Origin of the sequence: Massilia agri (assembly GCF_024753255.1) — a bacterium.
GTDB lineage: Bacteria > Pseudomonadota > Gammaproteobacteria > Burkholderiales > Burkholderiaceae_D > Telluria > Telluria agri.
In genome coordinates this window covers 148,281-171,752 of the sequence record NZ_JANUHA010000009.1, presented here as the reverse complement: position 1 = coordinate 171,752, position 23,472 = coordinate 148,281, and the positions used below count along the sequence as shown (strand labels likewise).

Sequence of the window (23,472 nt, the reverse complement as noted above, 5' to 3'; positions counted from 1 at the left end):
CCATGAACGTCCATCAATTCCTGCTCATCCTTCTCGCGAGGAAGAAGATCATCCTCGGGACCTTGCTGGTGACGGTCCTGCTCGCACTGGGCTGGAGCCTGATGCAGCAGAAGACCTACAAGGCCACCGCGTCCGTGCTGCTGAACTACAAGGGCGTGGACCCGGTCAGCGGCCTGACCATGCCGGGCAACCTGATGCCGGGCTATATGGCCACCCAGATGGACATCATCACCAGCAAGACCGTGGCCCTGCGCGTGGTCGACTCGCTGCGTCTCGCCTCGAGCCCGGCCGTGCAGGCCCAGTGGCGCGAAGCGAGCGAGGGCAAGGGCACGGTGCGCGACTGGCTGGCCGACCTGCTGCTCAAGAAACTCGACATCATGCCTTCGCGCGAGTCGAGCGTGGTGGGCATCAGCTTCAGCGGTGCCGATCCGGCCTTTGCCGCCGCCGTGGCCAACGCCTTCGCCGACGAATACCAGAAGATCGCCGTCCAGCTCAAGACCGAGCCGGCCAAGAAGGCATCGGCCTACTTCAACGAACAGACCAAGCAGCTGCGCGACAACCTCGAAGCGGCCCAGGCCCGCCTGTCCAAGTACCAGCAGGAGAAGGGCATCGTCAGCCTCGACAACAACCGCGTCGACGTCGAGCTGTCGCGCCTGAACGACCTGTCGGCCCAGCTGGTCGCGGCCCAGACCCAGGCCATGGAAGCGAGCTCGCGCGAACGCATGGCCACCGGCGTGGGCTCGCCCGACGTCGCCAACAATGCCCTGGTGCAGAGCCTGCGCGTGAGCCTGGCCAGCGGCGAAGCCAAGCTGGCCGAAGCCGCCTCGCGCTATGGCCGCAACCACCCGGCCTACCAGTCGGCCCAGGCGGAAGTGGGCAAGATGCGCGCCGAGCTGAACGCCGCCCTGGGCAGCGTGTCGAAGAGCGTGGGCGCAAACGCCCAGGTCTACCGCCAGCGCGAAGCCGAGCTGCGCGCCGAGCTGGCCGCCCAGAAGACCCGCGTGCTCGAGCTGAACCGCACCCGCGACGAACTCGGCGTGCTGCTGAAAGACCTCGACAGCGCCCAGCGCGCCTTCGACGCCGCCAGCCAGCGCTTCTCCCAGACCCGCATCGAGTCCCAGTCCGAGCAGTCCGACATCTCGATCCTGAACCCGGCCGTGCCGCCGACCGCGCCTTCGGGTCCGCGCGTGCTGCTCAATACCCTGGTGTCGATCGTGCTGGGCACCATCCTCGGCGTCGGCCTGGCCCTGCTGCTGGAGCTGGTGAACCGCCCGGTGCGCTCGACGGGCGACATCAAGGACATGCTGGGCATCCCGGTACTGGGCACCATCGAGTGGCGCGTCAAGCGTCCGAAGGGCGGCGGCATCCGCGCCCTGATGACGCCGCGCCGCCTGCTCAGGCTCAACTGAGCCGGGTAAAACAGCGAACAAGCGCAGAACAAGAAGGACAACCAAGGACAGACCATGAATTCATCCGTGCTATCCGCCTTGCCCCACGACCAGGCCGCCGAATCGAGCATGGGAGCGCTGCTGCTCGACCAGGGCAAGCTGACTCTCGATGACGCCGAACGCGTGCTGCGCATGCAGAAGGACCTCGGGATCCGCTTCGGCGAAGCCGCCGTGCGCCTGGGACTGGTGAGCGAGGACGACATCCAGCAGGTGCTGGCGCGCCAGTTCTCCTATCCCTATCTGCAGAAAGGGCAGGCCAACCTCTCGCCCAAGCTGGTGGCGGCCTACGATCCCTTCTCGCCCCAGGTCGAAGCCCTGCGCGCGATCCGCAGCCAGCTGATGCTGCGCTGGTTCGCCCGCGGCCGAAGGGCCCTCGCCATTGCCGGCGTGACGCCCGAGGACGGCTCCAGCCTGTTCGCGGCCAACCTGGCGGTGGTGTTCTCCCAGCTGGGTGAGCAGACCCTGCTGGTGGACGCCAACCTGCGTAGCCCGCGCCAGCAGGAGATGTTCGGCGTCAAGCCGCGCCAGGGCCTGTCCGACCTGCTGGCCGGACGCGCCGACCTCGACGTCATCAGCCGGGTGCCTGCTTTCGTGGACCTGTCGTTGATGCCGGCCGGGACCCTGCCGCCCAATCCGCAGGAACTGCTGGCGCGCGAAGGCTTCCGCAACCTGAATACCCAGCTGGAGAGCCGCTACGACGTGGTGCTCTACGACCTGCCGCCGTTCGCTTCCGGCGCCGATGCCCTGGCCGTGGCCGGACGCGCCGGCGGCGTGCTGCTGGTGGCCTGCAAGCACCGTACCCGCATCGCCAACGTCAGCCGCATGGCCGAGCAGATGGCCGAATCGGGAGCCGAAGTGGTCGGCTCCGTGGTGGTGGAGTTCTGATATGGCTGGCACTGCACGCACCGACATCGACGATCGTGGCGCAGCGCTGCCGCAAACCCTGTCCGGCAGCATCGACGGCATCCGCCGTTCGCTGCCCGAATGGTGGCCCATCTTCGCCGGCCTCGCAATCCTGCTGGGACCGACCTTCTACGACCTGTTCACCGGCGCCTGGATCGGCGAGGAGCAGGGGCACGGCCCGATCATCTTCTTCCTGGCGATCTGGCTGATCTGGAGAAAATGGCCCGAGATGCTCGCCGCCATCAAGCATCCCGCCGGCGCGCCCGTCAACACCTGGCTCGGCTGGCCCGTGCTGGCCATCGGCCTGATGTCGCACCTGCTGGGCCGCTCGCAGAAGATCCTGATGTTCGAGGTCGCCTCGATCATCCTCGTCATGGCGGCCATCCTGCTGCTCAAGTTCGGCTCGCGCGCCCTGCGCGCGCTGTGGTTCCCCTTCTTCTTCATGCTCTTCATGGTGCCGCTGCCCAGCGAGCTGGTGGCGGCCGTGACGATGCCGATGAAGATGGCCGTGTCCTGGGTGACCGAACACATCCTGTTTGCCCTGGGCTACCCGATCTCGCGCTCGGGCGTGGTGCTGCAGATGGGCCAGTACCAGCTGCTGGTGGCCGACGCCTGCGCCGGCTTGCAGACCCTGCTCACGCTGGAGGCGCTGGGCCTGTTCTACCTGAACCTGATGCGCCACCCCTCGGCCTTCCGCAACATCACGCTGGCGATCCTGATCATCCCGATCTCGTTCACGGCCAACGTGATCCGCGTGATCGCGCTGACCCTCATCACCTATTACTTCGGCGACGCCGCCGGCCAGGGCTTCCTGCACGGCTTCGCCGGCATGGTCCTCTTCGTCACGGCGCTGCTCCTGATCCTGGCGGTCGACAACGGCCTGCAGTGGTGGATCAAGCGCCGGGAAGGCGGCGGCGGCCCCAAGGGCGGCGGAGGGCGCAAGCTGAACCCGACCCTGAAGGAGGCGACATGAACCGCCGTTTTGCGATCAGCCTGGTGCTGGGCCTGGCGATGGCCGGCACCTCGGCCCTGACCGGCGCCCTGACCCCGAAGGCGCGCGTGCCTCAGGCCCATGAGCAGTTCTCGCTGGAACAAATGATCCCGCAGCGCTTCGGCGACTGGCGCATCGACCCCAACGTGGTGCCGCTGCAGCCCGACCCTGAGCAGCAGAGCGTGCTGGAGAAGATCTACGACCAGACCCTGTCGCGCACGTATGTGAACCGCGAAGGCCAGCGCGTGATGCTGTCGATCGCCTATGGCGGCGACCAGAGCAAGGCCCTGCAGCTGCACCTGCCCGAAGTCTGCTACGTGGCCCAGGGCTTCCAGATGATCAAGGACCAGGAGGGCGAGCTGCCGACCGGTTTCGGCGAGCTGCCCGTCAAGCGCCTGGTGGCGCGCCTGCACGAGCGCAACGAACCGATCACCTACTGGATCACGATCGGCGAGCACGCCACCAAGACCGGCATCCAGCAGAAGCTGCGCCGCCTGGCCTACGGCCTGTCGGGCGAGATCCCGGACGGCATGCTGGTGCGCGTCTCGACCATCCAGGCCAACGATGCCCAGGCCTGGCGCGTCCAGGACCGCTTCGTCACCGACATGCTGGGCAATATGGCGCCGCGCGACCGTACCCGCCTGCTGGGCGCGGGTCTCGAGGGTGCGCAGGTAGAGGCCCGGTCGCGGCACGCGGCGCAAGCGCCTGCGCGCGGATAAGCGGCACGAGGAATTCCTTCCAATGAACCAGATCCTGCCTTACGTTTACTACTCGCTGCCCTGGGCCTTCATCATCGGGCTCTCGATCGCCGCGGTGGCAGGCATCGGCGTCGGGCTGGTGTGGCCGCGCTTCCTGGTCTATCCCTACCTGGCCATCTATTTCTGCATGAACTCGACCAGCTACGGGAACATGGCGATCTTCGCCACCCGCAGCATCTACAGCCGCGGCTCGGGCCTGCTGTTCTTCGGCCTGCTGCTGTGGTACGTGCTGGGGGCCTGGGCCTGCGCGAGGGTCGCCGCCAGCTTCCAGCGCTACCCGGCGCCGGAATGCAACCTCCGGCCCTGGTTCTTCGGCTGGTTCCTGCTGCTGGTCGGCCACGTCGGCGTGTCCATGATGTTCGACGTGCCCCTCAAGGATTCGCTCTCGCCGCAGGGCTTCTCGAACATCGTCTGGATGGCGCCGCTGATCTCCCTGATCCTGCTGTCCTTCCGCACCCGCGAGCACGTGCTCGAGCTGACCCACTTCATCCTGCTGCTGGGCCTGGGCCGCGCCCTGTTCGGCCTGGTGCGCTGGGCGGCTTTCGGCGGTGACCCGAACAATGTGTACGCGAACATGAACGCGATCAAGATTCGGCTCACCTTCTTCGACATCAACGACAGCCTGGTCTGCACCATCGCTTTCGCGATCGCCGCCGTACACCTGTTCCAGACCGTCAAGACCGACCGGCCGAAGTTCTGGCGCGGCATCGAGTGGGCGACATTGATCACGACCGCCCTGTGCATCGTGCTGTCCTACCGCCGCAGCGCCTGGATCGGCTTCCTGCTGGCCTTCCTGGTGATCATGATGCGCTTCCCGATCAAGCGCCGCATCCAGCTCATGACCGGCGGCCTGCCGGTGGTGGGCGCCGCGCTGGCCTATGTGGCGGTGCAGCGCCTGACCCAGACCAAGGGCGCGGGCGGGGGCCTGTCCAGCCTGGTCTATGACATGCAGTCGCGCCGCTTCGGCCCCGAGAGCGAGCGGGTGCTGGAACTGAAATTCGCGCTGGCAGATTTCCTGTCGAAACCGATCACCGGCATCGGCTCCTGGGGCAGGTACACCGGCTACCAGTACATCTCCTGGCAGAACAATCCGGACGGCGGCCTCTTCCTGCACAGCGGCGTGCTGCACGTGGCGCTCAAGAGCGGCCTGCTGGGTACTTTCCTGCTCATCGGCACCATCGCGGCGTTCGTGCTGTTCGCACGGCGCGCCCTGAAAACGCTGCCGCCCGAGCTGCTGGGACTGGCCACCGCCGGCGTCGCGGGCATCGCCTTCATGATTCCCGACTTCCTGATCGGCACGCCCTTCCCGCAGGTGCGCACCACGCAGATGCTGGCCATCTGCCTGGCCTTGCCCTACCTGGCCGTCGCCGTGGCCAAGGTCGCGCCCGCGACGAAGCCGGTGGTGAAACCGTTCGTCCCCCGTCCGCGCCTGGTGGCTGCCTGATGAACCTCCGTCTCGCCCGCAACGCCTGGTCCAACCTGCTCGGGGCCGCGATTCCCGCATTGGTGATGCTGGCGACCGTGCCCATGGTCGTGAAGGGCCTGGGCGATGCCAGCTACGGCGTGTACTCGCTGGTGACGGCCATCGTCGGCTACTTCGCCGTCATCGACATCAACGTCACCGCCGGTTCCGTCAAATACATCGCCGAGCACAATGCGCGCAAGGACGAGGAGGGCGTCTACGAGACCCTGTCCTTTGGCCTGGCCACTTATGCCATCATCGGCGTGCTGGGCGCGCTCGGCCTGCTGCTGGGGGCCGCGTGGTTCGTGACCGACGTGTTCTCGGTGCCGGCGCTGCTCGTCCCGGAAGCGATCGCCACCCTGCGCCTGGCCGCACTGGGCTTCCTGCTGGGCCAGGTCCAGAGTTACCTGAACAGCGTGCCCCAGTCCCTGATGCGCTACGACATCTCCGCGCGCGTGGAGATGGTGTTCGGGACCCTGGTGCCGATCGCCACGGTCGGCGTGCTGCTGCTCGGCTACGGCCTGTTCGAGGTGGTGCTGCTGCGCGTGGTGGCAAGCAGCATCCACTGCACGATCCTGTGGCGCGCCGTGAAACGCCTGCTGCCCGGCGCCCATTGGCGCTGGCCGGGCGAGCGGGCGCGCGCTGCGCTGCTCGGCTTCTCGGCCTATTCCTTCCTGTCGCGCTTCGCCACGCTCTCCTATGCGCACGCGGACAAGCTCATCATTGGCGCCCTGGTCGGGGTCACGGGCCTGGCCTACTTCACGGTGGCGGCCACGCTCGCCAACCGGGTGCTGAGCCTGACCTTCCGCCTGTCAAGCGTCTTCTTCCCGGCGGCCAGCGCCCTGGCGGCGAAGGGCGAGCTGGCTCGCCTCGACCGTGCCTACCTGAAGGCGACCCGCTACGTCGTCTTCCTGAATGCGGCCATCCTGGTGCTGGTGGCCGTGTTCGCGCACCAGATCCTGCGCTACTGGATGAACGAGGACTTCGCCCGCAACGGCGCCCTGGTGCTGGCCGTGATGGCACTGTCGCAATTCGTCGATTCGCTCACCAGCCTGCCGTCGCTCGTCAACGACGGCATGGGCCACCCGCGCGTATCGGGCCTGTTCGCCGTCACCCGGGCGCTGGCGGGCCTGGCCATCGTCTGGTTCGGGGTGGCCGGCTGGGGCATCGATGGCGCCGCCTGGGGTCATCTGGCGGCCTCGGTCCTGTTCACCGCCGCCTTCATCGTCTACGTGCACGGCCGCACGGTGCCGACCAGCCTGGCCCGCCTGCTGTCGCAGGGCTATGCGCCGGGCCTGGCCGGGGTGGCGCTGGTGGCGATCGCCGCCAGCACGGCCGAGACCCTGTTCGATCGCGGGGTGGCGGAATTCCTGTTCATCCTGGGCGTGACCGTGCTGCTGCTGGGCGTGCACGGCCTGCTCTTCGTGGTCGAGCGCGACGACCGGCTGATGGCCTGGTCGCGCGTGAAGGCGCGCTGGCAGCCTGCCGGGTGAACCCAGCATCGAATGCATGTCAAAGGAGAGTGGAGTTTGGTTCAGAAGCGGAGGGCAAAATGCGTATCCTGATGGTGTCGGAAGATCTGCCGGGCGACCAGGTGGGTGGTCTCGGCAAGCACGTGGTCACGCTGGCCAACCGTCTGCTGGCCGAGGGGCACGACGTCGAGATCCTCGGACGCAACGACCGCGGCATCGAGCGCTGCGCGGAGCAGATCGGCTTTCGCGGGCATTTCCGCCCCGGTTTCGATTACGCGCGCCCCGGCTGGAAGGAGCTGCAGATGGGCGTGTTCAATCCGCTCAAGCGCCCCTTTTTCGCGCGCAAGATCGCGGCCGCCATCAACCAGCACGCCCCCGGCTTCGACGTCGTCCACTACCACGGCCACGTGCCCATGGTGGGCCTGCACGTGGAGGAGGGCATCAACTACGTGCAAACCCGCCACGACCAGGGCAGCGAGTGCCTGACCCACCTGCGTTTCCGTGACGAGACGGTGTGCGACAACCTGGTGCCGGGAGACTGTTCGGCCTGCATCACAGGAAAGAACAAGCGCGCAGGAGCCATGCGCAAGTCTGTCACCGCGATCGCCGTCACCGGCTACCGCAGCCAGACCGCGCGCGCCTTTGCGCGCCACAAGACCGTCTTCGTCTCGGACTTCCTGCGCCGCCAGTTCCTGCGCGCCGTGCCGGACGCCGACCTGTCGCGCTGCCGCGTGATCCACAACTTCGTCGACTATCCGCGCCTGCTGCGCGCCGCCCAGGCGGCCCCACCCCCGGAGCCGGGCGACATCGTGCTGGTCGGGCGGGTCGATGCCGGCAAGGGCTTCGGCGAGTTCCTCGCGGCCGCCGAAGGCAGGCTGCCGCCGCATGCCCGTCTGACGATCGCCGGCGACGGCCCCCAGCGTGCGGCGCTGGAGGCGCGCTACGCGGGCCCCCAGGTGCGCTTCCTCGGCTGGCAGGACTACAGCCAGGCGCTGGCGCTTACCGCGCGCGCCCACCTGGCGGTGGTGCCCTCGGTGTGCGAGGAGGCCTGCAGCACCACGGTGCTGGAGGCGCTGGCGCTGGGCCGCCAGTGCGTGGCCATGGCGCGCGGCGGCACGCCGGAGCTGGCCGCCTACCAGCAATACGAAGGCCAGCTGCAGCTGGCTTCCACGATGGACGAGCTGGTCGAGCGCGTCGGCGCCCAGCTTGCCGAACCACCGCGACAGCGCGTGCCGCCAGCCTCCTTCGGGGCGGATGCCGGGCGTCTCTTACCTCAGTTACTGGAGCTGTATGCAGAGCAAACCAACCTTTTCGATCGTTACGTGCACCTGGAACAGCGCCGCCACGCTGGCTGACACCCTGGCCTCGGTCCAGTCGCAGACCTGCCAGGACTTCGAGCACATCTTCGTCGACGGCGGCTCCACGGACGATACCCTCGACATGATCGCGGCATACATGCGCGACAGGCCGGGCAACAAGCGGGTGCTCCGTGACGTCGGCGGCGGCATCAGCCGGGCCATGAACCAGGGCATCGAGGCCGCCCGCGGCGAATACATCGCCCACCTTCACTCCGACGACTACTACAACGGCCCCGACGTGCTGGCTGTCGTCAAGCGCGCATTCGAGGAAGGGAAGGACGGCGCGCCGGTCGATTGGGTGTTCGGCAATATCCAGATCCTCAAGGACGGCAAGATGGTCCCGCCTTATGCCATGCCGCCTTTCTCCTACCGCTCTTTCGTGGCCGGCCGCGCCTCGATCCCGCACCCGGCGGTGTTCGTGCGCAAGTCCGCCTTCGAACGGGTCGGCATGTTCGACGAAAAGCTGAAGTACGCCATGGACATCGACCTGTGGCTGCGCCTGGGCGCCGTGGCCAAGCCGGTCATGATCGACCAGCCGCTGACCGTGTTCCGCGACCATGAGGGCAGCGTGTCCTCGGCCAACCGGATCAAGGCGCGCCAGGAAGAATTCAACGTACGCCGCCGCTACATGGAAAAGGCGCCGCTGTCCTTCGGCATTTACTGCCTGCGCTACCTGAAGCGCATGCGCGGCCTGCAGGCCGAGGCCAGATCGGTGGCAGCCTGACAAAAAATAAACCTGTCATAGCGAATTGACAGGTTTGCGCTTTTGTCTTTGCAGGCAATTTATACCCGTTAAAAGCCTGCAAATATTGTTCGGCAAGAGTTGATATTCTTGCGTGGGATTTCCGCAAAGCAAGCGAAAAAAGTGCGATTTCTTCGGAGAATTTGCCTGTGCCCAACTTACTTTGGGGTAGCATAAACCCCGTCGAGTGCCGCTAAACAGGCACAGCAAGAAAAGTAAGTCGCCCACTTCATCCGGTAAGTACAGGCAAACATTCTCGAGCCCGTCGGCCCCCCTGGCGCGGCACATGAAATCACGATTTTTCTCGGAGTACCCACATGCAATTTTCTCGGAAGAGCTTCGTCCTGGCCGCTGCCTTTGTCTCGCTGTTCGCGAGCGCTGCCGCACGCGCCGACTGGGTCCAGTCGAACGATCCGCTGGTCGTCCAGGCCAAGCCTGAAATGAACCAGATGCAGGCGCAGAACCCGCCTGGCTTCACCTGGGCCCGCCACTCCACCGGCCCGTCCAGCTACGAGCTCGAGATCACCCCGGTGGGCGGCACGCCGACCCGCGTCACGGTCGCACGCAACTGGTATCTGCCGACCAAGGCCCTGGCCCTGGGCAACTACACCTGGCGCGTGCGCCCGGCGGGCAGCAACGACTGGTCGAACCCGCGCACCTTCTCGATCACCAGCCGTTCGAATGTGTTCGAAGTGCCGGACAACGCCACCCTGCGCAACCGCATCCTCTCGAAAGCGCGTCCGCGTTCGATGCCGGCGTCCTTCACCCCGTTCTCGACCTGGAACTATGCCAAGAGGACGGCGCTCGAGTCCTACCTGAGCCGCCTGGGCAACGAAGTCAAGGCCCAGATCACGGCCGTGCCCAGCCTGAGCGACTCGCGCTGGTCGATCGTCATCTCCGCGCCGCTGACCGCCGCCATGGCCAACCAGCAGACCGACGTGCGCCAGCGCATCAACGAAGCCAGCCGCCAGATGGAAGCGGCAGCGACGATGTGGCGCCTGAAAGGCGAGCAGATCTACCTGACCGAAGCCTTGCGCCGCGGCGACGAACTGGCCGCCCTGAACCCGTCCGGCCCGACCAGCTACCACAACCAGGACCAGGCCACCCGCCAGATCGCCTGGGGCCTGTCCAAGACCATGGACCTGCTGGGCAGCTCCCTGGACGGTACCCGCAAGCAGCGCTGGCTGGCCTCGATCAAGACCCGCACCACCGAGATCTACAACAACCTGGCGGGCGACAACGGCCGCCTGGACCAGTACCCCTTCGACTCGCACGGCAACACCAGCCTGGTGTTCCTGGTCCTGATCTCGACCCTGACCCTGGGTGACATCCCGGAAGCCCAGACCTGGTTCGACTTCTCCTTCCGCGCCTACGCCCTGAGCCCGAACCCGTGGAGCGGCCCGGAAGGCGGCTACGCCAACGGCACCGCCTACGGCGAGTACGCGGCCGGCTACCTGCTGGCCCTGTGGGACCCGCTCACCCAGGCCAGCGGCGTGAACTTCTTCGGCAAGCCCTGGACCCTCGGCTTCCTCGACTTCGCAATGGAATTCATCCCGCCGGGCGCGCGTACCCACGCCTTCGGCGACGCATCCGAGACCAAGCCCGACCAGCGCGTGTTCCGCGCCTTCGCCTCGCGCATGTGGTCGCCGCGCGCCGCCTGGTATGTGAAGAACACCACCGGCATGGAAGACGCGATGTCGCTGCTGCAGGCCGAGTACCCGCTGCCGGTCAGCTACACCAAGTACCTGGAACCGCCTTCGAACTCGGCCTACTACCCGAGCATCGGCTGGGTGGCGATGCACAGCAACCTCGGTTCGACCTCGCGCATCTCGACCTTCTTCAAGTCCAGCCCTTACGGCTCCTTCAACCACAGCCACGGCGACCAGAACGGCCTGCTGCTGTCGGTTGCCGGCCAGCCGCTGCTGGTCAAGGCCGGCTACTACGACTGGTACGGTTCGCCGTACTGGAACGACTGGTACCACCAGACCCGCTCGCAGAACGCGGTCACCTTCGACGGCGGCAAGGGCCAGATGGTGAACGGTTACCGCGAGCAGCTGCAGCGTAACGGCAAGATCACGGCCTTCACCGCCCAGCCGACCTACGACTACGCGGAAGGCGATGCGACCCCGTCGTATGGCGGCCAGCTGACCATGGCCAAGCGCCAGGTCTGGCACCTGCGTAACGCCGGCAATGCGGTCCTGGTGCGCGACCGCCTGTCGAGCACCGTGGCTCGCACCTACGAGTGGAACGTGCACACCCCGGCCATCATGCAAAAGAAGGACGCGCTGAACGTGGAGGTGTCCGCCGGTGGCCAGTCGCTGTGCATGCGCTCCCTGACCCCGACCGCCACCTTCGACAAGTGGATCGGCCCGGGCGCCAAGGCCAATGTGGTCGAGGACCACGGCGCGTTCTACCAGCGAGGTAATGCCAACCAGACGGTCGAGTACCTGGTGCTGCTCGACCCGGGCTGCAAGAAGCCGGCCGTGAACATCACGACCTCGGGTTCGGTGCGTACCGTGACCGTCGGTGGCCAGTCGGTGACGCTGAACTAAGCTACGAAGCGGGCGCTGTCCCGCTGACGTGCGTGCTAGACTCGGCGCGCACGAGATCCCTCGCGGCTCGCGCCGCGGGGGATTTTTTTTTGGGCCGCACCACCGAATTGGTTCTGATGAAACAGGTATTCCTGATCGCCGCGCACAAGGACGCCGAGCAGCTCAACACACTGGTCCAGCAGCTGAGCGACCCCGACTTCCTCGTCTACGTCCACCTCGACCGCAAGAGCGCCATCGACCCGAGCGACCTGCACCCGAACGCGCACCTGGTCGAGGACCGCGTGGACGTGCGCTGGGGCGGCTTCTCGCAGGTGCAGGCGACCTTGGCCTCGCTGCGCCAGATCCTGCTCGAACAGCCCGACTTCGACAAGGTGATCTTCCTGTCGGCCCAGGACTTCCCGCTGCTGCCGAACGCCCTGCTCAAGCGCGAGCTGGCGCGGGTGCGCGACCGCGAACTCATCGAGACCACCCCGATCGGTCCCAATGGCTGGAAGGTCGATTTCCGCTACCAGTTGTTCCACCGCGAAGGAGGCGGCAGCCTGGAGCGTCTTGCCTGCCGCGCGGCCAACGCGCTGCTGCGCCTCACCGGGCGCCGGCGCCGCATGCCGGATGGTCTCGTACCGCACGGCGGCTCGTCCTGGTGGGCCCTGTCGCGCGGCTGCGTGGCCGAGGTGCTGCGGCTGGCGGATGCACACCCGCGTTTCCTGCGCCTGTGCCGCACCGTGCAGTGCCCGGACGAGCTGTTCTTCCAGACCCTGGTCATGCACTCGCCCTATGCCAGCCGCGTCCTGAGCGACAACTACCGCTACGTCCAGTGGCCGGAACAGGGCGCGCGCAATCCCAAGGTCCTCGATGGGGCCGACTTCGAAGGCATCCGCGCCTCCAACGCCCACTTCTGCCGCAAGCTCGACAGCCAGGCCAGCGCCGAGCTAATGCGGCGCCTGGTGGACTGGAAGGAATCGCGGGCGGCCTGACCTGCCCAGCTTGCGGCCCAGCCTGCGCCAGCCGATGACGATGCCCGTCACGCTCATCAAGAGCCCGCCGAGGCTCAGCAGCACCAGTACCGCATCCCACAGGGGACGGCGCTCCAGCAGGGGCAGCCAATCCCAGCTGTGCAGCATGGCGAACAGCCAGCGGCTGGCGCGCTTGTGGCTGTCGCTGCGGCCCAGCACGGCGCCGGTGCGCGGATCGAGGTGGACCCAGCTCCTGTTTGCATCGTCGAAGACGAGGCGCAGGGCCGGCAGAGGCTTGTCAGCGCCACCTGTCATGGTGTGCCCGGCCCGGGCGTAGTAGTGCAGGTCGTAGGCGTCGAGGCGTTCGATGCGCGCGACCGGGGCAGGCAGGAGCCGGCGGGCGGCCGCAGTCAGCGCCTCCACGTCCAGGGACGCGGCCCCGGCATTCCCATCGAGCACGAGCGGGCTGCCGCCGGCCGGATAGGCGGCTACCAGCGTGCGCCCGAGCACGCGGCGCCAGTGTAATTCGCGAGCGCCGGGCGCGGCGGCCAGCAGTGCCTGGGGCGTGGCGCCGGCAAGCATGCCGGCAGACAGGGTGGGCGGCCCGCCCGCCAGGGCTTCCATGCGCAGCGGCGCGGCGTCGCTGGTGAACACCTTCCAGGGGTTCATCGACATCAGGCCGCTGAAGATCCAGGTAATGGTCGTGAGCGCGAACAGCAGGCCGCCGATGTGGTGCCAGCGCATCATCGGCCCCGGGTAGGGCGAGCGCGCGCCGTTGCGGTAGGGGCGGCTGAAGCGCCAGCGCAGCACGCCGACCACGGTGCCGGTGAGGGCCATCGCGATGCCCGCGATCGACAGCCAGTTGACGATATCGGTCCACCAGCGGTCGAAAGCATTGCCGCGCAAAGGATAGAGCCAGTGGATCCAGGCGCCTGCGTAGTTCCACAGGCGCTCGAGACGCGGCGCGTCGCGCACCACTTCGCCGGTGCGGCTGGACACGTAGAGCAGGGTCTGCGCGGCGTCGTCCAGCTGCACGCGGTGCAGGGGACGGTGGCCGTCCAGCCCGCGCGAGTGGGTGAAGGCGTCCTCCATTACCGTGCCAAGGTAAACGGGGTGCACGCCGGGGCCGGCCCAGGCGCTGCTTGCCGCCAGTGCGGCCTCGCGGCCGAAGCTGTCGAGACGTGCGCCGCTGCGGGCGTCGATCACGATGGTGGCGCTGCCGGCCTTCGGTTTCTTCCCGTCCGCGTGCGCGGGTTCGGCCAGGTAGACGGGACGCCCGCCGCTGGCGGCAGCCAGGCGCAGGGACGCCAAGGGACCGTGCACGCCGGCGCTCGCCAGCGCCTGGACGGGGCCGATCAGACCCTTGCCTTCGCCGAGGCGGGGCAGGTGCTGCAGGCGCTCCGGTTCCGTCAGCTTCGGATAGCCGACGTACATCATGACGACGCCGGAGACGAACCACATGGCGAAGAAGGCGCACAGCACGATGCCCAGCCAGCGGTGGGTCAGGAAGAGCAGGCGTTTGAGTGTCGGGGATGCCATGGCGCGCCTCAAAAGGTATGGCGCAGGGCCACTTCGGCGCTGCGCGGCGCGCCGAGATAGGCCATGGTGGCTGCCATGTTCGCCGCGTAGACGCGGTCGCCCACATTGCGCACCCGGCCGGTGAGCAGCAGGTCGGGCCGCAGCTTCACGCTCAAGGCCAGGTCGACCAGGGTGTAGGCGGGCCAGTCCACCGTGTTGGCGGCGTCCGCGTAGATGTGGCCGACGTGGCGCAGGCCGACGCTCGCTTTCACGCCGGACAGGGGTTCCCATCCCAGCCACAGGTTGGCTACCGTTTCCGGCGTATTGCTCGGGGTTTTGCCGGCCAGGGACACGCCGCCCTGGCGGAAGTTCGCGTAGCGCGCCTCGACCTTGGAGAGATTGCCCTGGATCGACCACCGGCGCGTGGGCCGCAGGCCGACCGCCAGCTCGACGCCGCGCGCCGTCTGTTCGCCGACGAGGATGGTCAAGGCGCTGTTGTTCGGGTCCTGTGTGGCGATGTTCCTGCGGTTGATGTCGTAGGCGGCCAGGGTCGCCGATCCCTTGCCGTCCCAGAAGTCCAGCTTGGCGCCGATTTCGCCCTGGCGCCCGCGCGTCAGTTCGCTGTTGTTGCGCACGTCCGCGAACGAGGCGGTGGACAGCACCCCGGAAGGCGGGTCGGCCGCTGTCGCATACTGGGCGTAGAGCATGGCGCCCGCCGCCACGTCCCAGACCAGGCCGGCGCGTCCCGTGGTGGGGCGGTAGCGGCGCTCGAAGCTGGCGGGGTTGGTGGCGGTGACCTCGCGCCGGTTCGTGAGTTCGAGCGCGATGCGCTCGTGGCGCAGGGCGGTGACCAGGTGCAGGCCTGTGGCAAGGGCGGTGCGGTTCTCGAGGTAGGCGGCGAGGGTGCGCACGCGGTTGTCGCGGTCCGGGCGGAAGCCCGGCGCCATGCCGGGGAGGTCGAAGAAGTGTTCAAGCGTGAACCGGTAAGGGTCGACCGCGCCCACGGTGTTCGACAGGCTGTTGGGGAAGCGCGTCTGGCGGTTGTAGCTGATGTCCAGGCCATAGGCCCAGTCGCTGCGGCGCCCCAGCAGCGTGCCGCGGCGGCCTCCGTCGAGGCGGTTGCCGACCACGCGCTGGTCGTGGCGCTGCAGCAGGATGCCGGAGCGGATCACGGCCGTGTTCCCGGGGTTGAAGCGGTAGGTCTCGACATTGCGGTAGTCGCGCAGGGCGTCGTAGGCGTAGAGGGTGTTGGTCCACTGCCTGCGCTCGCCCGGCTTGAACTGCGACACCGAGCGCAGCCAGTGCACGCGCTGGTCGTAGACCCCATCGAGACTGTTGTAGTTCTTGAAGCGCGTGCCCGGGTCGATGCGCGCGCGGCCGGCCACGGGGTTGAGGAGCGGCGTGCCCCAGTAGGGGCGGTCGACGTCTTCTTCCTGGTATTCGTAGGCGAGCAGGTGGGTGAAGCCCTGCGCGAGATCCGAACGCAGCGAGGCGGCGAGCTGGGTCGAGCGTGAAGCGCTGCCTTCGATCCAGCTGTCGCTGTCGCGGTGGTTCAGGTCGATGCGGGCGGCGTGGATGTCGTCCATGCGGCGGTTCAGGCCGAACGATCCTTCGCGCAGGCCATCGGCGCCCACACGCAGCTGGGCGTCCCCGAACTCGCGGCGCTCGGCGGTCTTGGTGATGTAATTGATGGTCCCGCCGACGGCGCCGGAGCCCGACATGAAACTCGACGGGCCGCCGATGGATTCGACCCGCTCATAGATCCAGCTGTCGACCGGCCGCGCGGCGATGGAATACTGGACGTTGATGCCGTTGAACAGCTGGCTGATCGAGCCGCTGCCGAAGCCGCGGTAGAACACGCCGATATTGCCCGGCGCATTGTGGGCAGTGACGCCGGGCAGGGCGCGCAGGATGTCCTGGGTATCCTGCGCGCCGCGCAGCTCGATGGTGGCGCGATCGACCACGTTGACGCTGGCCGGCGTTTCGCGGCTGCTCAGGCCAAGGCGGCTGCCGGTGTCGACCGGGGTGTCGAGGTCCGGCAGGCCGGCGCGCGGGGCGGCGCCCGTGATCTCGACGGTGGGAAGGGTGTCCTGCGCCACTGAGGGCAGGGCGAAGGCGCAGGCGAGGGCCAGCGCCAGTGCGCATGGACGCGCCTGATATCTTGAAGAATTCATGTGCAACTCTCTTGACGCCGAGGTGTGGAAACCTCGCGTGATGATCCGGCACCGCGAACGGTGCGACGAAGATGGTCCGGATCAGGCCGCGGGCGGGCCGCGTGGCTGCGCCGCCGTCCATGCGAACAGGGGCGTGGATGCGCTGTAAAAGAGAGGAGGATGGCGATCGGCGCCCGTCAGCACAGGGAGCTGGAAGCTTGCCGATGGCAAGACGACGGGGCTGGCGCCGGTCTGGCAGAAGGGGCAGTGTTCGAAACCATGGCTTGCTGCGGGGACGTCGCCGGCGTCGTCGACCGCCATCTGGTGCGTCATGGCGATGCCGGTGGCGCTGCAGACTTCGACGGTGATGGTGCGGGTGCCGCCAGGCTCGGCGTAGGCATGGGAGAGCGTCGGCGCCAGCACTGCCAACAGGATGGCAAGCAAGGCGGCCCATGCGGCAAGAGCGAATGTGTTGCGGCGCATACCCATGTTGCGATTGTAGCATCGGCCCTCACGGTCCGCTGCCCATGGGCGCGCGGCAAGACCACGCGCTTTTTTCGCCGGGATGTGCTGCAGCGCACACAAGCCCGATCTTGCCGAATCGTGCCGTCGAATTGCTGCGCTAGAATCGGCTGGCTCGAACACCAGGTCAACCGTATGCGCAAGCCCCTGTCCATCGCCTTCATCGTCCGGGATCCCCTGCCGCCGGCCCGCGCCGACGTACTCACCCTGTTCGGGACCGAGATGCCGCGCTACGGCGTCAACACGGAGCTGGTGGGGCAGGCGGGCGGCAATGAAACGGCGGACTGGCCGGCGGGCGGCATGTACCTGGTCGGCAGCCTGCGCTCGCGCTTCGCGGCCGTGCTCTCGCCGCTGTGGGACTTGCGCGGCCTGCTGCGGGCCCTGACGCACATCCGGCCCGACTGCATCCAGGTGCGCGACAAGATCGCCTCGGGCCTGCTCGGGCGCATCGCCGCCGCCATCCTGCGCGTCCCCTTTGTCTACTGGATGTCCTTCCCCATCGTCGAAGGGTTCGAGGTGCGCCGCGACGAGTTCCGGGGCGTCAAATGGTGCGCGCATGCGCTGCGCGCGGCCGCCTCGCGCTTCGTGATCTACCGCCTGGTGCTGCCCGGGGCCCGCCATATTTTTGTCCAGAGCGAAGCCATGGCCGACTGGCTGGCAAGCAAGGGGTTCCGGCGCAGCCGCATGACGGCCGTGCCCATGGGCGTGGACGACACCGTGTTCGACCGGGCCGCCGTCACCCCGAGCCAGGACCCGCGCCTCGACGGGCGCCGCGTCGTGCTCTACCTGGGCCGCATCGCCCGGGCGCGCCGCTCCGACTTCCTGCTCGATGTGGCCGAAGGACTCAAGCAGGCGGTCCCGGACGCCCTGGTCGTCATCGCCGGCGACGCCGCTTCGAACGACGAGATGGAGTGGATGCGCGCCGAGATCGCCCGCCGCGGCATCGAAGACCACGTGCTGCTGACGGGCTGGTTGCCCCAGAAAGAAGCACTGGGCTATGCGCTGCGGGCCGAGGTCGGCCTGTCGCCGATCCCGCGCGGGGTGCTGTTCGACGTGTCCTCGCCGACCAAGCTGGTCGAGTACCTGGCCCTGGGTATTCCCAGCGTCGCCAACGACATCCCCGACCAGCGCCTCGTCGTCGAAGAGAGCGGGGCGGGCCTGTGCGCGCCGATGGAAACCGGCCCCTTCGTCGCGGCGATCAGGCGCTTGCTGGAGGACAAGGCCCTTGCTGCCGAGTTCGCGAAACGTGGCCCAGCGTACGTTAGGAGCCACCGGACCTATGCTATTCTCGGCCGGATTGTTGCAGAAACGTACACAAAAATCCTTCCTGGCGCCAAGCCTGAAAGATAGCAGCCTTACCACAAGTCGCGCCGTGCGTGCCAGCCGGTTTAGTATCGTGCGCTTCCCGGAGAAAACACTGTTGTACTATCCAAAACAATTTCTATTTTGCAAACCCCTGAAGGCGAGGGCGGCATGAACCGGGCATCGGCTCCAGCAGCGCCGGCGGCAAGGCTGGCGGCGCCGCGCGTGCTGATGCTGGGCACCGACCCCGAGGGACGCGGCGGCGTGGCGACCGTGGTGTCGCTGCTGCGCCAGGACGGCCTGTTCGAACGCGAAGGCGTGTGCTACGTGCCGACCCATGCCGAAGGGACGACGACGCACAAGGTCGGCGCATTCGTCAAGGGCGTGTGGGGCACGCTGATTTGCCTCGCTCGCCGGCCCGAGGTGGTGCATGCGCATGCGGCCTCGAAGGGGAGCTTTGTCCGCAAGTCCATCCTCCTGGCGCTGGCGCGGGCGAGCGGCTGCAAGACGGTGTTTCACCTGCATGGCGCCTGCTTCGACGATTTCGTTGCGGGCTCGAATGGCCTGATGCGGCGCTGGATCCGCCACACGCTGGAAAAAAGTTCGACCGTGATCGCGCTGTCGAGCCGCTGGGCGGACTTCCTGCGCGGTTTCGCACCCGCGGCGCGCGTGGTGGTGATCCCGAATTCGGTGCCGCTGCCGCCCCGGTCGGACGTGGAAGTACAGCCCGGACGCATCCTCTTCCTGGGCCAGGTCGAGCCGCGCAAGGGCATCTATGAACTGGTGGAAGCCCTGGGCCTGCTGCGCGAGCGCTTTCCGCAGGTGGAACTGGCGATCGGCGGGCAGGGCGAACTGGAGCAGGTGAAACGGCGCGCCGAGGAGTTGGGCGTGGGCGAGCGCGTGACGATGCTGGGCTGGGTGACAAGCGGGCGCAAGCAGGAAGAACTGGCGCGCGCCAGCGTGTTCTGCCTGCCCTCGCATGCGGAAGGCTTGCCGATGGCGATGCTGGAAGCCATGGCCGCCGGCAAGGCCATCGTGGTGAGCGGCGTCGGCGGCATCCCCGACGCGGTACAGGATCAGGAGAACGGCCTGATGGTGCAGCCGGGCGACGCGCAGGGGCTGGCAACTGCCCTGGCGCGCATCCTCGGCGACGAACAAGAGCGGCAGCGCCTGGGGGCGCGGGCACGCAAGACGATTGAAGAGAGATTCGAGTCCGGCGTCGTGATCGGACAACTATCAGCGGTCTATAGACAGCTTCGCGACGAGGTCGCATAGCGAGGGGGACGCAATGAATGGAACGATGAGGATCGGATGGCTGGTCAACCGCCTGCGCTGCATGTCGGTGGCCGAAGTGGGATACCGTGTGCGCCAGGCCGCGGCGACCAGGATGGGCCGGCGCATGGCCGGCCGCACGGCGCCCGCCCCGCTGCCGCGCGCCCTGAGCCTGGGCGTCTCCGGCGCCCCCGCCCTCGACCCCCGGGAAATCGACGCCCTGCTGGCGGATGCGGACCGCATCTGCGCCGGCCACGTGGTGCTGTTCGCCGAGCGCCGCTTCGACGTGGGCGTGCCCACCGCCTGGAACCGCGACCCGGAAACCGGCGTCAGCGGCCCCGCGGTCTACGCCGGCGACATCGCCATCACGAACCGCCAGCAGGTCGGGGACATCAAGCATGTGTGGGAGCTGAACCGCCACCTGCACTTGGTGCGCCTGGCCCAGGCCTGGACCCTCTCCCGCGACGTGCGCTGGCTGCATGCGCTGGAACAGCAGCTGCGCAGCTGGCTCGACCAGTGCCCGCCACTGACCGGACCCAACTGGACCAGCTCGCTGGAACTGGGCATCCGCCTGATCAACTGGAGCCTGGTGTGGCAGCTGGCGGGCGGCGAGGCCAGCCAGCTCTTCGCGGGCGAATCGGGCCAGAAGCTGCGCGCCGACTGGCTGGACAGCATCCATGCCCACTGCCGCACCATCGCGCGCAACCTCTCGCGCCACTCCTCGGCCAACAACCACCTGATCGGAGAGCTGGCGGGCCTGTATGTCGGCGCCAGCACCTGGCCCTGCTGGAAGGAATCGGGCGACTGGCTGGCGCAGGCGCGCCGCGAGCTCGAACACGAGGCCCAGATCCAGTTCTCGCGCGATGGCGTCAACCGCGAGCAGGCCTTCGCCTACCACATCTTCTCGAGTGAATTCCTGTTCGTCGCCGGCCTCATGGGGCAGGCGACGGGCAATCCTTTCTCGCGCCCTTACTGGGCCTCCTTGCAGCGCGCCATGCGTTTTCTCCGTTCGGTGCGCGACGTCGGCGGCAATGTGCCGAACGTGGGCGATGCCGACGACGGCTGCGTGTTCCGCCTCGATGCTTCCAGCATGGATCGCGCCGCGCAACTGCTGGCGCTGGGCGATACGGTCTTCGGCGGCGCGGCGGACAAGCACCCGGGCGTGCAGTGGCTGCTGCATGCGCTGCCGGGCAAGCGCCCCGATTGCGACCCGCACGAGGTCGACACCGGCTGGACCTTCCCGGAAGGCGGCTACTTCCTCTTCGGGAACCATTTCGGCGAAGCGAGCGAGATCAAGGGCATGCTCGACTGCGGCCCGCTCGGCTACCTCGGCATCGCGGCCCACGGCCATGCCGATGCACTGGCCCTGACCCTCTCGATCGCCGGCGAGGAATGCCTGATCGACTCCGGCACCTATTCCTACTGGCAGGAACAGAAGTGGCGCGACTATTTCCGCGGCACCTCGAGCCACAACACCGTGCGCATCGACGGGCTCGACCAGTCGGTGAGCGGCGGCCGCTTCATGTGGCTGCGCAAGGCCCATGCGCATATCGAGCGCATGCCGAGTTCGCCGCAGGACTTCGATTTCCGCGGCTCGCACGGCGGCTACACGCGCCTGGCGGACCCGGTGCGCCACGCGCGCAGCGTGCGCTTCGACGGCACGAGCAATACCCTGACGGTGCGCGACGAGGTGTCGGGGCGCAAGCCGCACAAGGTTGAGCAGTTCTGGCACTTCGCGCCGGAACTCGACGTGCGCCTGACCAGCCACGGCCTGTCGGTACGCGGCAAGCGCTTCGTGCTGCAGATGCAGGCGAGCGGCGCCGACCTGCAGCTGGAACTGGTGCGCGGCGCCGAGAACCCGCCGCTGGGCTGGTGCTCGCGTACCTACGAGTCCAAGCAGCCCTGCGAGGTCTTGCGTATCACGAGCGTATCGTCCGCCGTTCCGGTCGAATGCAGGTTTACAATAACGTTTTTGCATTAATGTAAGTAATTCTTTAATATTTCTAAGAAGCAAAACATAATTATTAAGGGAAGTGTCCAAATGCTGATTTACCTCGTCGCTGGTGCCCGTCCGAACTTCATGAAGATCGCGCCGATCGTGCGCGCCCTGCAGGCCCAGCCGGAAGGTCAAACCCGCCTGTCGTTCAAGATCATCCACACCGGCCAGCACTACGACCGCGAAATGAACGACGTGTTCTTCGAGGAACTGGGCATTCCCCAGCCGGACGTGTTCATGGCCGCCGGCGGCGGCAGCCACGCCCAGCAGACCGCCAAGATCATGGTGGCCTTCGAGGAGCTGTGCATGGCCGAGAGGCCAAGCGCGGTGCTGGTGGTGGGCGACGTCAACTCGACCCTGGCCTGCTCGATCGTCGCCAAGAAGCTCGTGATTCCCGTTGCCCACGTCGAAGCCGGCCTGCGCAGCGGCGACATCAGCATGCCGGAAGAAATCAACCGCCTCGTCACCGACAGCATCTCGGACTGGTTCTTCGCCACCGAGCCGGCCGCCGTGGAGCACCTGCGCCGCGAAGGCAAGGCTGACTCCGCCGTCCACTACGTCGGCCACGTGATGGTCGACAACGTGCTCTACCAGGCCGAGAAGCTGGCCAGCGCCGACACCTCCGCTTTCGAGACCGCCGGCTTCAAGGCCCGGCATGGGGCGGGGCGCTACGGCGTCGTGACCCTGCACCGTCCGAGCAATGTGGACGACCCGGTCACCTTCGCCCGCATCGCCGGCGCCCTGAAGAATATCGCTGAGGAACTGCCGCTGATCTTCCCGGTGCACCCGCGCACCCGCGCGAACATCGAGAAATTCGGCATCGACCTCGGCCCGAACGTGACCCTGGCCGGTCCGCAAGCCTATATGGCCTTCCTCAACCTGTGGAAGGACGCGGCCGTGGTCCTCACCGACAGCGGCGGCCTGCAGGAAGAAACCACCGCGCTGGGCGTGCCCTGCGTGACGATCCGCGAAAACACCGAACGCCCGGTGACGGTCGAGGAGGGCAGCAATGTCCTGGCCGGCACCGATCCGGAAGTCATCGTGCGCGAAGCCAGGAAGGTCTTGCGCGGCGATGGCAAGCAGGGCCGCCGACCGCAGCTGTGGGACGGCAAGGCGGCCGAACGCATCGTGGCCGTGCTTGCAGCGGAGCTGCAAAAAGTGCAGAGCGCGCACAAAATCGAATAGAAAGGAATCACATGGATGACCGCATTACGCTGATGGGCTGCCAGGTCGACAACCTGACAATGGAAGAGACGCTGGGCAAGGTGGAGGGATTCATCGCCACCGGTTTGCCCCATCAGCATGTGGTCGTCAATGTGGACAAGCTGGTCAAGGCCAGCCGCGACCCCGAACTGCGGAGAATCATCAACGACTGCGCGCTGGTGAACGTGGACGGCATGCCGGTCGTGTGGGCTTCGCGCCTGCTCGGCAAGCCGCTCAAGGAAAGGGTGGCCGGGGTCGACCTGTTCGAGGCGCTGATGCGCCGCGCGGGCGAAAAGGGATGGCGCGTGTTCCTGCTGGGCGCGCGCGAGGAAGTCGTGAGCAAGGTGGCCGAAACCTACCAGCGCAAATACCCGCGCCTGGTGCTGGCCGGCTACCGCAACGGCTACTGGAAGGGGGAAGAGGAAGAGGCGCTGGTCGCCGAGCAGATCCGCGCCAGCCGCGCCGACCTGCTGTTCGTGGCGATCAGCTCGCCAAAGAAAGAACAATTCCTCGGCAAATACCAGGCCCATATGCGGATTCCTTTCGCAATGGGTGTCGGCGGCACTTTCGATGTCGCCATCGGCAAGGTCAAGCGGGCGCCCGTCTGGATGCAGAAATCCGGGCTGGAGTGGTTCTACCGCTTCTTGCAGGAGCCGCGCCGCATGTTCCGGCGCTACTTCATCGAGGACATGGCTTTCATAGGCCTGTTCATCAAGGAAGCCTTCAAAGGCAAGCAGGCCAGGCAGGGATAAAGGACGGCCACAGAAGCCGTCCGTGTATTGCCCCTCACAAGAAAAAGAGACGTGGAAACCGCGTGCCGCGCTGCAACAGCAGCTGCGCTAGCGTGCGTGGATTTTCGCCATGGCC

18 protein-coding genes are annotated in these 23,472 nt (G+C 67.2%); 15 read left to right on the top strand and 3 right to left on the bottom strand.

Annotated elements, in window-relative coordinates:
* The first annotated feature begins 2 nt into the window (after positions 1-2).
* The 10 genes from epsF (at position 3) to NX780_RS14445 (ending at position 12,660) form a co-directional block, all read left to right on the top strand.
* Positions 3-1,409 (top strand): chain length determinant protein EpsF, encoded by a 1,407-nt coding sequence (gene epsF / locus NX780_RS14490; protein ID WP_258828579.1) that lies wholly within the window; start codon positions 3-5, stop codon positions 1,407-1,409.
* Positions 1,410-1,463: 54 nt separating this feature from the next.
* Positions 1,464-2,333, top strand: coding sequence for a chain length determinant protein tyrosine kinase EpsG (gene epsG / locus NX780_RS14485; RefSeq protein WP_258828578.1), 870 nt, complete (start codon positions 1,464-1,466; stop codon positions 2,331-2,333).
* Between the two features lies 1 nt (position 2,334).
* Positions 2,335-3,324 (top strand): exosortase B, encoded by a 990-nt coding sequence (xrtB, locus tag NX780_RS14480; protein ID WP_258828577.1) that lies wholly within the window; start codon positions 2,335-2,337, stop codon positions 3,322-3,324.
* The gene (epsI, locus tag NX780_RS14475) at positions 3,321-4,061 is read left to right on the top strand and encodes an exosortase-associated protein EpsI, B-type (protein WP_258828576.1); all 741 of its coding nucleotides are present in this window, start codon (positions 3,321-3,323) and stop codon (positions 4,059-4,061) included. The genes xrtB and epsI overlap by 4 nt, the downstream gene beginning before the upstream one ends.
* Before the next feature lie 22 nt (positions 4,062-4,083).
* Complete coding sequence (locus NX780_RS14470) at positions 4,084-5,544, top strand: O-antigen ligase family protein (RefSeq protein WP_258828575.1); 1,461 nt, start codon at positions 4,084-4,086, stop codon at positions 5,542-5,544.
* A complete protein-coding gene (locus tag NX780_RS14465; RefSeq protein ID WP_258828574.1) occupies positions 5,544-7,055 on the top strand; it encodes an oligosaccharide flippase family protein in 1,512 nt (503 codons plus the stop codon). The genes NX780_RS14470 and NX780_RS14465 overlap by 1 nt, the downstream gene beginning before the upstream one ends.
* 59 nt (positions 7,056-7,114) lie before the next feature.
* A complete protein-coding gene (locus tag NX780_RS14460) occupies positions 7,115-8,389 on the top strand; it encodes a glycosyltransferase family 4 protein (RefSeq protein ID WP_258828573.1) in 1,275 nt (424 codons plus the stop codon).
* On the top strand, positions 8,325-9,116 hold the full coding sequence (locus NX780_RS14455) for a glycosyltransferase family 2 protein (RefSeq protein WP_258828572.1): 792 nt from the start codon (positions 8,325-8,327) through the stop codon (positions 9,114-9,116). Before NX780_RS14460 ends, NX780_RS14455 begins: the two co-directional genes overlap by 65 nt.
* Positions 9,117-9,451: 335 nt before the next feature.
* Positions 9,452-11,686, top strand: coding sequence for a DUF4962 domain-containing protein (locus tag NX780_RS14450; RefSeq protein WP_258828571.1), 2,235 nt, complete (start codon positions 9,452-9,454; stop codon positions 11,684-11,686).
* 116 nt (positions 11,687-11,802) lie between these two features.
* Positions 11,803-12,660, top strand: coding sequence for a beta-1,6-N-acetylglucosaminyltransferase (locus NX780_RS14445; protein WP_258828570.1), 858 nt, complete (start codon positions 11,803-11,805; stop codon positions 12,658-12,660).
* On the opposite strand, the gene NX780_RS14440 is transcribed toward NX780_RS14445, so the two are convergent.
* From NX780_RS14440 to NX780_RS14430, 3 genes are all read right to left on the bottom strand, one after another.
* Positions 12,616-14,178: a PepSY domain-containing protein gene (locus NX780_RS14440; RefSeq protein WP_258828569.1), complete on the bottom strand. Its 1,563-nt coding sequence runs from the start codon at positions 14,176-14,178 to the stop codon at positions 12,616-12,618. The genes NX780_RS14445 and NX780_RS14440 overlap by 45 nt on opposite strands.
* Before the next feature lie 8 nt (positions 14,179-14,186).
* On the bottom strand, positions 14,187-16,331 hold the full coding sequence (locus NX780_RS14435) for a TonB-dependent receptor (protein ID WP_258828568.1): 2,145 nt from the start codon (positions 16,329-16,331) through the stop codon (positions 14,187-14,189).
* 81 nt (positions 16,332-16,412) lie between these two features.
* Positions 16,413-16,793 carry a DUF2946 domain-containing protein gene (locus tag NX780_RS14430; RefSeq protein WP_258828567.1) on the bottom strand — a complete coding sequence of 127 codons (381 nt, stop codon included), beginning with the start codon at positions 16,791-16,793 and terminating at the stop codon, positions 16,413-16,415.
* Positions 16,794-16,967: 174 nt separating this feature from the next.
* Between NX780_RS14430 and NX780_RS14425 the strand changes: the two genes are divergently transcribed.
* From NX780_RS14425 to NX780_RS14405, 5 genes are all read left to right on the top strand, one after another.
* Positions 16,968-18,182 (top strand): glycosyltransferase, encoded by a 1,215-nt coding sequence (locus tag NX780_RS14425; protein WP_258828566.1) that lies wholly within the window; start codon positions 16,968-16,970, stop codon positions 18,180-18,182.
* Between the two features lie 123 nt (positions 18,183-18,305).
* A complete protein-coding gene (locus NX780_RS14420) occupies positions 18,306-19,409 on the top strand; it encodes a glycosyltransferase family 4 protein (RefSeq protein ID WP_258828565.1) in 1,104 nt (367 codons plus the stop codon).
* A 25-nt stretch (positions 19,410-19,434) separates the two neighbouring features.
* Positions 19,435-21,387, top strand: a complete 1,953-nt coding sequence (locus NX780_RS14415; protein WP_258828564.1) for a heparinase II/III family protein — start codon at positions 19,435-19,437, stop codon at positions 21,385-21,387.
* A gap of 60 nt (positions 21,388-21,447) precedes the next feature.
* Positions 21,448-22,587, top strand: coding sequence for a non-hydrolyzing UDP-N-acetylglucosamine 2-epimerase (gene wecB / locus NX780_RS14410; RefSeq protein WP_258828563.1), 1,140 nt, complete (start codon positions 21,448-21,450; stop codon positions 22,585-22,587).
* A gap of 11 nt (positions 22,588-22,598) precedes the next feature.
* Positions 22,599-23,357 (top strand): WecB/TagA/CpsF family glycosyltransferase, encoded by a 759-nt coding sequence (locus NX780_RS14405; protein ID WP_258828562.1) that lies wholly within the window; start codon positions 22,599-22,601, stop codon positions 23,355-23,357.
* Positions 23,358-23,472 lie beyond the last annotated feature (115 nt).